This window comes from Streptomyces sp. NPDC037273 (assembly GCF_055603625.1).
The window spans coordinates 942,799-951,620 of the sequence record NZ_JBVJVO010000001.1; the positions used below are offsets into that span (position 1 = coordinate 942,799).

Below are 8,822 nucleotides of genomic sequence, written 5' to 3' on the forward strand. Positions count from 1 at the left end.
ACCACCCCCCCCCCCCCCCCCCACCCCCCCCCCCCCCCCCCCCCCCCCCCCCCCCCGGGGTGGGTGAGGGTTCAGACCGCTGCCGGGGACGGTTCGGCGGCGGCCGGCAGGGCGATGCGGATGGTGCGGTCGCAGAGACGTTCCACCTGGGCGGGGTCGTGGGAGACGAGGAGGACCGTCCGGTTGCCGCGCAGCGCGGCGATGGACTCCTCGACCGTGTCACGGCTCCGCTCGTCGAGGGCGCTGGTCGGCTCGTCGAGCAGCAGGGCCGCCGGCTCGAGGGCCAAGGCGCGCGCGAGGCAGAGCCGTTGGCGCTGGCCGTTGGAGAGGTTCTGGGCCGGTGTGTCGAGGCGGGTGGAGACCTCGTTCCACAAGCCCGCCTCGCGCAGGGCCTGTTCCACCCGGTCACGCATCTCGGTCCGGGGCGCGCGCACCAGATGGCGGAGGCCGAACAGGGCGTTGTCGAGGATGCTGCCGCCGAAGACGACCGGAGTCTGCGGTACGAGCACGACGGTGCTGCGCAGGTCGGAGTCGCCCTTGCCGTACCGGACGGGACGGCCCAGGACGTCCACCTCGCCCTGTCGGCGCAGACCGTGGGGCAGCAGGTCCACCAGGGCGCGGAGCACGGTGGACTTGCCGGCACCCGACGGGCCGCACAGGCCGGTGGTGGACCCGGCGGACAGCTCGAACGAGACCGGTCCGACGAGCCGCTTGGCGCCGGTGAGGATCTCCAGGTCGCGGACCGCGATGACGGTCGTTCCGGACGAGCCGTCCGGGGTGGTGGCGGTGGTCACGTCGTCCATCGTCGTGCTCCTTCGAAGCGGTTGCGCAGGAGGACCGCCAGGCTGAGCAGGCCCGCGGTGATGAGGACCAGGACGAGGGCGCTGCCCCATGCCTGGGCGATCGCCTCGGGGGCGCCCGAGTCCTGCGACAGGGTGAAGATGTGCGTCGGCAGCGCCTGGACCGGGGAGTTGACGATGCCGCCGGGAAGCGCGGGTGCCCCGAAGAACACCGTGGCGGTGAAGATCAGGGGGGCCGTCTCGCCCGCCGCGCGGGCCAGACCGAGCAGCAGGCCGGTGAGCGTGGCCGGCCAGGTGTACGGAATGACCACGGAGCGCACGTACTGGGAGGTGGTGAGGCCCAGGGCCATCGCGGCCTCGGTGATCTCGCCCGGCATGCTCCGGATGCGGCCGGCGGTGGTGAGCGCGATCACCGGCACCACCACGGGCACCAGGACGACGGCACCGGCCAGCCAGGAGCGGCCCCAGCCCATGGTCGTGCAGAAGAGGACGTATCCGGCGAGGCCCAGCAGGATCGTGGGCGTCCCGCCGACCGCCACGGTGATCGTCTCCAGGACACGGGCGGTCCTGGCGGAGGCCCGCGTGCCGATCACGACGCCCGCTCCGTAGCCCAGCGGCAGCGCTATCAGCGCCGCGGTCGCGAGGAGCAGGAGGGTGCCGACGATCTGGTCGCGGATGCCGCCGCCCGCCGCGCCTTCGGAGGCCGAGAACCAGAAGGCGGGGTTGAGCGCCGCGCCGCCGCGGGCCAGCAGGATGCCGAGCATGCCGACGAGCAGGGCGCCCGGCAGCAGCAGGGCCCCGAGACGGATGACGGTGGTGATCCGGTCCTTGGGGGTGCGCAGCCACGCGGAGGACCGCCGGACACGGGGAGCCCGCGCCGCCCGTCCCGCGGTGCCGCGGCTTCCCCAGACGGTGGCGACGGCGACCAGCGCGAGCAGGATGACACCCAGGCCGCACAGGGCCGCGAAGTACGGGCCCGAGGTGCCCGCGAGCATCGGCTCGGGCCCGGCCAGTTTGGTGGTGAGCGTCTGACCGGGGCTTACGAGGGAGGAGAGGACGTCCCCCGGCGATTCCGGGAGCCGTCCGTCGGCACGGCCGATGACCATGAAGACCGCGATGGCCTCGCCCAGTGCCCGGGCCAGGCCGAGGATGACTCCGGCGCGCATGCCGGGGCGCGCCTGGGGCAGGATGGCGGACCGGACGACCTCCCGGCGGGTGAGACCGAGGGAGTACGCGGCTTCGCGGTACCTGCCGGGCACGGCGGCCAGCGCGTCCACGCTGACGGCGACGATCGTGGGCGTGATCATCACGGCGAGGACGATGCCGGCGGCGAGCAGGCTGTCCCCGCCCGGCACGTCACCGAGGTCGGCGACGAACGGCCGGATCACCATGATGCCGATCAGGCCGTAGACGATGGAGGGGACCGCCGCCAGGAGTTCGATGCTGAGGCGCAGCGGCTTGGCGAGGCGGGGCGGCAGGTACTCGGACAGGGCGACGGCCGCGGCCCAGCCGACCGGGACGGCGAGCACGAGCGCCAGGACGCACACGACCGCCGATCCGTAGATCATGGCCAGGCCGCCGAAGGCGAGGTTCCCCGGGCTCCAGGTGGACGAGGTGAGCAGGGCGGGCCAGTCGACCGTTCCGCTCGCGATGCCCGTGACCAGGTAGCCGAGCAGGACCGCGAGGGTGAGCAGTACGGACAGGATGCCGCTGTAGGCCCAGCTCCAGACCCATCTCGCCCGGCTGCCGCGGCCGCTCCCGGAGGAGGGCCGCGACACGGCGGGTCCGGGCGCCTGGGCGGGGCGCTCCAGAGTGAGACCCATGATCAGAGGCCCATCTGCTCGCGGGTGAGGTAGCCGTGCTTGGGCAGCAGCTTCTGGCCCTCGGCCGAGAGGATGTAGTCGATGTACTGCTTGACGGTGCCCTGGGGCTTGCCGTTGGTGATCATGTACAGCGGGCGGGTCATCGGGTACTTGCCGGACGCCACGTTCTCCAGGGTGGGGGCGATGCCCTCCAGGGGGACGGCGACCAGGTCGGGGTGACCCTCGATGAAGCCGGTCGACAGCGGGGCGATGGAACCGCGCGTGGACTTCAGCTTGTTGCGGGTCTCCAGGTTGCCGCCGACGACGGCGTAGTTCGCGGACTTCGGCGGGGCCGGCGCCTCGCCCTTGCCGTAGATGAACTTGTCGAGCACCTCGCGGGTGCCGCGGCCGGGCTCCTTGTCGTACACGAAGACCGGGAGGTCGGGGCCGCCGACCTCCTTCCAGTTGGTGATCTTCCCCTCGAAGAGGCCCGCGACCTGGACCTTGGACAGGCCCTTGACCCCGCCGTCGGCGACTTCCTTGGTGATGATGACGCCGACGGCGTCCGCGCCGATCTGGGTGGTGACGAAGTCCGTGTCGGGGTACGCCTTGTGGTCCTTGTCGGACAGGGGCTTGGAGCTGAGGGCGATGTTGATCTGGCCGGTGCCGAGCTGGGAGATGCCGCCGGCGGAGCCGCCCTGGGTGGCGACGGTGATGTTCAGGCCCTTGGACTTGAGCGCCTCGGCGGCGTCGGAGGCGACCGGGGCGACGGTGGTGGAGCCACTGGCCTGGATGGCGTCCGAGCCGGCCTTCGCGGAGCCCGCGCAGCCGGTCAGGGCGGCGGACAGGAGAAGAGCGGCGGAGGCGACCGAGGCGCCCTGACGGGCGCGCCGTGCGGTGGTTTCGGAGGACAGGAAAGACATGGCGGTGCCTTTGCGGTGAGGGGTGGGAAGGGGAGAGCGCGACGGCGGATCACCGGTCCCGCGGTGCGGGCCGGCCTTTGGCCGTCGGGATGAACTACGCGGATCTGGCGTCCTGAGGACGGGTTGCGTGCCCCGCCTGACGAGACCGCGGGCGCTCCGGGAGCGGTGCTGGGCCCACTCCCCTTTGAAGGGCCCGAGGAAGAGTTCGACGCCGGTCCCGTACACCCGCTGACCCCGGGTGCGGACCGTGACGCCGTGGCCGAACGTTACCGCTTCCGTGCCCTCCTGGCGACCTCTCGCTGTCCTTGAATCATCGACGATCAACGATTGAATTCCAGCCATGCGTCAGTGGGGCTGCTGCTTCGGCTGAGGTGGGCCGCGAAATCCGCACACGTAGGGGGAATCGTTCGCAGACTCCGTGCCGAACGGCCTCAAGCTGTGTAAACACCGCGAAACAAGGGAACGGTCGCACTTCGCAACCAGCAACAGACGAGGGCGAATCGGGGCAGTAGGACTCTCAGGCCACGGCGGTGTGGAGGGGTGGCCTTCCAGTCCTTCATCGATCTATTGACATACATCGCTCAACGCTGGCAGGGTTCCGGCCGTCGGCCGACAGCGTCGTTGCCGGCCTTGGGCTCTGACCCGGCCCCGTCTCGACCCGTCTCGCTCCTTGATCACTCCCTGGGGGGAAGTGTGAGTAGTCCCCGAGTCCTGGTTGCCTCCGCGTTCGAAGCGGAGCTCCAGCCCCTGACGTCCGCCTGTGCGGCAGCGGCCCTGCGGCAGCACGGCGCCGATGTCGTCGGCTGGGACGCACACCTGCTTCCCGACGCCATCCCCGAAGGCCCCTTCGACCTGACGCTCGTGTCGGTCCAGCAGTTCGAGGGCCTCGAGCGCGGAATCGCCCTCGCGCGCCGCGTATCGGAGGCGTACGGCACCACCGTCGTCACCTTCGGCCAGTACGCCCAGATGAACCACCGGGAGTTCCTGGAGGTCGCCGCCGGCATCATCATGGAGGAGCCCGAGCTCATCGCCGAGGAGCTGGTCCAGCTCGCCGGCGGCTCCCTCGCCCTCGACGAGGTGCCCGCGCTCATGACGCACACGGGCATGCGGCCCAAGCCGCCGCGCCGGCGCATCTCCGTCACGGCGCCCGCCCGCGAACTGTTCCCCTCCCTCGTGCACTACCCGGCGCACCACTCGCCGTTCGGCCTGATGGGCAACATCGAGGCGTCCCGCGGCTGTCACCACAAGTGCACCTACTGCTCCGTCTACGGCGCCTACGACGGCGGAGTCGCCGCGTACGACGCCGACAGCGTCCTGGCCGACGCCCTGCAGCTGGCCGAGGAGGGCGTGCGGCACTTCTGCTTCATCGACGCGGAGTTCTTCAACTCCCGCACCATCGGCATCGGTGTGGTCGAGCGGCTGGTGGAGGAAATCGGCCCCATCACCTTCGAGTTCACCACGCGAGTCGACCACGTCCTCGACTACACCAAGGAGTTGGAGAAGCTCGTCTCGCTCGGGCTGCGCCGCGTCACGTGCGCGCTCGAGTTCCCCTCCAACCGGATCCTGCGCATCTTCGACAAGCACATCGACGTCGACCACATGCGCGACGCGATCGCCGAGGCCGAGCGCATCGGCTTCGAGCTCTACCCGACCTTCATCCCCTTCACCCCGTGGATCGAGTACGAGGAACTCCTCGGCTTCGAGGACTGGCTGGTCGAGACCGGCCTGGCCCGGGTCACCGACCCCACCGCCCTGCAGACCCGGCTGCTGCTCTTCAAGGGTTCCCCGCTCCTCTCGTCGCCGTGGATGGAGGACATCGCCACCGTCGACCGCGGCTTCTGGGTGGAGTGGACGCACCCCGACAAGCGCGTCGAGGCGCTCTGGCAGGAGCGCCGGACCGACGCCGAGGACGCGGGCAAGATCCGCTGCTGCGTGAAGTGCTGACCCACCCGATCGACAGACAAGGAAACTGACATGGGTGGATCACCCCGCGTCGTCATCTCCACCGGCCAGACCCTCCCCGACATGGACTGGAGCGGAGAACTCGCCGGCCTCACCGACTCCTGGCCCTACCTCGGCCCGACCTGGCTCCGCGCCACGGAGAAGGTGCTGCCCGAGCTCCAGCCCTGGCACACCCTCGCCCACCGCGCCCGCGGCGAACTGGCCCTCCTCCCCGGCTACATCCTCACCACCCCGCCGGTCGTCGACCACGAGCCGCGCACCTACCTCGGCTGGCAGGCGCCCTCCGGCGAGGAGGTCTGCTGCGGCGCCGAGACCGACGCGGCACGCAGCGCCGAGGTCGACGCCCTGGGCACCGAGCCCTTCTTCCCGACCCTGCTGCTCGGGTCGCCGCTGGGCTACCGCACCGAGGTCGCCTACAACTTCTGGACCCCCACCCTGATGGGCGCCATCGTCGACAAGCTGGTCCCGGCCGCCTTCGAAGCCGGAATCAAGTGCATCGTCGCCCCCTGGATCCCGGCCCGCACCGGCAACAACGCCCTCGTCGACGCGCTCGGCGCGGCCGGCGCCGCCAGCACCTTCTGGGGCTACGAGGACTTCATGAGCCTCGACGCGCCCAACTGGGAAGGCCACCTCGCCGCCCTCCCGCTCAAGAAGCGCCAGCGCATCAAGGGCGACGTCCGCCGGGCCGAAGCCGCCGGAGTGACGATCAAGCGCGTCGACGGCGCGGACATCCGCCCGTACGTCGCCCGCATCGCCGAACTCACCTGCCTCAACCGGGAGAAGAACGGCGCAGGCGAGGAGCCCGAGCACATCGTCGGCATCCTCTCCGCGCTCATCGACGAGGGCGCCGACGTCCGCGCCTACCTCGGCTACAAGGACGGCGCGCTGGTCGCCACCTGCGTCACCATCCGCAAGAACCACCGCCTCTTCCCGAAGTGGGCCGGCTTCGACTACGCCGCGATCGGCGAGCGCAGCGGCATCTACTTCGCCCTCGTCCTCGACGCACCCGTCCGCGACGCCTACGCCGAGGGGCTGCGCACCGTCGAGTTCGGCGCCGGCGCCCACCAGGCCAAGGCCCTCCGCGGCTGCACCCCGCGTGAGGTCACCACCTCGATGCTGCTCGCCGACCCGGCGCTGCGTCCGCAGGCGAGCGCCTGGCTCGAAGCCTTCGGCAACAGCCGCCGCGTCGCGTTCGGCGCCGCCGCCCCGGCCGCCGCCCGCCCCGCGAACCTGCCCCTCCTGGGCAACTCCGGCTCCGGCGACAGCGGCTGCTGCGGCTGACCCCGCCCGACTCCACGACAAGGACGAGAAGGACCACATGATCACCTTCATCCCCCTGACCGGATTCCTCGGGGCGGGCAAGACCACCACCATGACCGCCGCCGCGCTCGCGCTCCAGGCGCAGGGCCGCAAGGTCGCCGTCATCACCAACGACCAGGGCGTCGAGCTCGTCGACACCAAGCTCGTGCGCAGCAAGCTCGACAGCGTCGCCGAGGTCACCGGCGGCTGCTTCTGCTGCAAGTTCGAGGACCTCGTCGAGGCCATCGTCGCGCTGGTCTCCTCCGACAGCGTCGACACCGTGATCGCCGAGGCCGTCGGCAGCTGCACCGACCTCCAGGCCACCGTCGTCCGGCCGCTGCGCCAGTACTACGGCGACGACATGGTCGTCGCCCCCCTGACCACCGTGGTCGACCCGCTGCGCCACCTGGCCTTCGCCCGCGCCGCGGAGCGCGGCGAGCCGGAGTCGGACCTGTCGTACCTCTTCCGCCAGCAGGTCACCGAGGCCGACGTCATCGCCGTCAACAAGCTGGACACCATCAAGGCCGACCGGGCCGAGGAGATCCTCGCCGCGCTCCGCGCGAGCAACCCCAAGGCGACCGTCGTCGGGTACTCCGCCACCACGGGCGACCGCCTGGACGCGCTGCTCGACGCCTGGCAGGCGCCGGCCGGGAACGAGGACGTCGTCCTCGACATCGACTACGACCGCTACGCGGCCGCCGAGGCCCAGCTCGCCTGGATGAACCAGGAGCTCGACCTCACCGCCGCGGGCGACGGGTTCGACGCGACCACCTGGGCCCGCACCGTCCTCGGGGAGCTCTCCGCGTGGGCCGCGGAGAACGGCGCGGTCATCGGCCACGCCAAGATCACCGTGGAGACCGCCGACGGCGACTTCGCCAAGCTCAGCCTCACCGAGTCCGGCGGACAGCCCACCCTCGACCGCGCCGCCGCCGCGCTCGCGCCGACCGGCCGCGCCGTCGTCAACGCCCGCGTCGCCTGTGAGCCCGACGCCCTCGACGCGGCCGTCACCGAGGCCGTCGCGGCGGCGGACGGCGTCGCCGCCGTCACCTCATCGGCGACCACCCCCGTGTCGTTCAAGCCCTCCTACCCGCGCCCCGTGCACCGCCTCGCCCCCGCCGGCGCCTGACCCAGAAGGACCACCGCTCATGAGCGACAACACCACGAGCACCCTCCAGGACGAGGTCCGCGCGTACTACAAGGCCAAGGCCGAGGAAGCCGAGACGAGCGGCGCATGCTGCTCGCCCGACCCGCAGACCTTCGGTCCCGCCGCGTACGACGAGATCGGCCCCGGCACCGCACCCGACACCGCCCTCCTCGCCAGCCTCGGCTGCGGCAACCCGACCGCCGTCGCCGAACTGCGCGAGGGCGAGACGGTCCTGGACCTCGGGTCCGGCGGCGGCCTCGACGTCATCCTCAGCGCCCGGCGCGTCGGCCCCGACGGCCGCGTCTTCGGCCTGGACTTCCTCGAGGAGATGCTCGCCCTCGCCGCCCGCAACGTCGAGGACGCCGAGGTCGACAACGTCGTCCTCCTCAAGGGCACGATCGAGTCCATCCCGCTGCCCGCCGACACCGTCGACGTGATCATCTCCAACTGCGTGATCAACCTGTCGCTGAACAAGCCGGCCGTCTTCGGCGAGATGGCCCGCGTCCTCACCCCCGGCGGACGCCTCGGCATCAGCGACGTCGTCGCCGAGGACCGGCTCAGCCCCGAGGAGCGGGCCGAGCGCGGCGGGCACAGCCAGTGCATCGCCGGCGCCCTGTCGGTCTCCGAGTACAAGGAACTCCTCGACGCGGTGGGCCTGAAGGACGCGGAGGTCGTCTTCACCCAGGAGGCGGCCGACGGCCTCCACGCCGCGATCATCCGCGCGAACAAGCCGGTCGACGCCGCCGCCGCGGCGTCCGAGTGCGCCCCCGGCGGCGACTGCTGCTGACCCCGGCCGTACCCCGCGGGGGGGGGGGGGGGGGGGGGGGGGGGGGGGGGGGGGGGGGGGGGGGGAGGGCGGGGGGGGGGGAGGGGGGGGGGGGGGGGGCGGAGA

Annotated in this window: 7 protein-coding genes; 4 read left to right on the top strand and 3 right to left on the bottom strand. The window is 71.8% G+C overall.

Going from position 1 to position 8,822, the window contains the following annotated elements; genetic code table 11:
* Positions 1-71: 71 nt before the first annotated feature.
* From ACZ7G1_RS04185 to ACZ7G1_RS04195, 3 genes are read right to left on the bottom strand one after another with little or no spacing between them, the layout of a single operon-like run.
* Positions 72-803 (bottom strand): ATP-binding cassette domain-containing protein, encoded by a 732-nt coding sequence (locus tag ACZ7G1_RS04185; protein WP_470875403.1) that lies wholly within the window; start codon positions 801-803, stop codon positions 72-74.
* Positions 791-2,626, bottom strand: coding sequence for a phosphate ABC transporter permease subunit PstC (gene pstC, locus ACZ7G1_RS04190; RefSeq protein ID WP_470875424.1), 1,836 nt, complete (start codon positions 2,624-2,626; stop codon positions 791-793). The genes ACZ7G1_RS04185 and pstC overlap by 13 nt, the downstream gene beginning before the upstream one ends.
* On the bottom strand, positions 2,626-3,525 hold the full coding sequence (locus ACZ7G1_RS04195) for a phosphate ABC transporter substrate-binding protein (protein ID WP_470875401.1): 900 nt from the start codon (positions 3,523-3,525) through the stop codon (positions 2,626-2,628). Before ACZ7G1_RS04195 ends, pstC begins: the two co-directional genes overlap by 1 nt.
* 693 nt (positions 3,526-4,218) lie before the next feature.
* Here ACZ7G1_RS04195 and arsL point away from each other — a divergent pair.
* The 4 genes from arsL to ACZ7G1_RS04215 are packed head-to-tail and all read left to right on the top strand — an operon-like array spanning position 4,219 to position 8,717.
* The gene (gene arsL, locus ACZ7G1_RS04200; protein ID WP_470875399.1) at positions 4,219-5,469 is read left to right on the top strand and encodes an arsinothricin biosynthesis radical SAM protein ArsL; all 1,251 of its coding nucleotides are present in this window, start codon (positions 4,219-4,221) and stop codon (positions 5,467-5,469) included.
* A gap of 30 nt (positions 5,470-5,499) precedes the next feature.
* Positions 5,500-6,768 (top strand): GNAT family N-acetyltransferase, encoded by a 1,269-nt coding sequence (locus ACZ7G1_RS04205; protein WP_470875397.1) that lies wholly within the window; start codon positions 5,500-5,502, stop codon positions 6,766-6,768.
* A gap of 37 nt (positions 6,769-6,805) precedes the next feature.
* Positions 6,806-7,912: a GTP-binding protein gene (locus ACZ7G1_RS04210; RefSeq protein ID WP_470875395.1), complete on the top strand. Its 1,107-nt coding sequence runs from the start codon at positions 6,806-6,808 to the stop codon at positions 7,910-7,912.
* 19 nt (positions 7,913-7,931) lie between these two features.
* On the top strand, positions 7,932-8,717 hold the full coding sequence (locus tag ACZ7G1_RS04215) for a methyltransferase domain-containing protein (protein ID WP_470875393.1): 786 nt from the start codon (positions 7,932-7,934) through the stop codon (positions 8,715-8,717).
* Positions 8,718-8,822 lie beyond the last annotated feature (105 nt).